The following is a 633-nucleotide window of genomic DNA, read 5'->3' as shown; positions in this document are numbered from 1 at the left end:
TTTCATCCTTCAAGGCAAGGGAGGGGTCGGCAAGTCGCTGATCGCCTCGCTGCTGGCTCAGTATTACACGACCCACGGCCTTAGCCCGATCTGCGTCGATACCGACCCGGTTAACGCCACCTTTTCCGGCTACAAGGCGTTCAAGGCTGAAGCGCTGTCGATCATGGAGGGGGACGACATCAACCCCCGTGCCTTCGACCAGTTGGTCGAGCGGATCATGGCCGAGGGCGATGGCGATGAGTCCGCCCCGGTGATGGTGATCGATAACGGCGCGAGTACGTTTGTCCCGCTGTGCTCCTATTTGCTGCAAAATGAGGTGATCCCTCTCCTGGCCGAGGCCGGGCATGGGGTCCGCTTCCACACCGTGATCACCGGCGGCCAAGCGCTGCCCGACACCACCGAGGGCTTTATCAGCCTGTGCCGCAACATCCCCGATGTGCCGGTTGTGGTGTGGATCAACGAGTATTTCGGCCGCCCGGTTCGTAACGGCAAAAGCTTCGAAGAGAGCAACGCCTACAAGACCCACCAGAACCGAGTCCATGCCCTGGTGACGATCCCGGCGGTCAAGCCGGAGACGTTCGGCCGCGACATGGAGCAGATGCTGAAGCGGCATCTCACCTTCGCCGAAATCGA

At 61.1% G+C, this 633-nt stretch carries 1 protein-coding gene; it reads left to right on the top strand.

Features of this window, described 5'->3' with window-relative positions; translation table 11 throughout:
* A partial coding sequence (locus tag K678_RS17415) for a nucleotide-binding protein (RefSeq protein ID WP_021133806.1) occupies nucleotides 1-633 on the top strand: 633 nt, incomplete at both ends.

This window comes from Magnetospirillum fulvum MGU-K5 (genome assembly GCF_000442515.1).
In the GTDB taxonomy this organism is placed as follows: domain Bacteria; phylum Pseudomonadota; class Alphaproteobacteria; order Rhodospirillales; family Magnetospirillaceae; genus Phaeospirillum; species Phaeospirillum fulvum_B.
The sequence above is the reverse complement of the archived record's forward strand: the minus strand, read 5'-3'. Positions and strand labels throughout refer to the sequence as shown.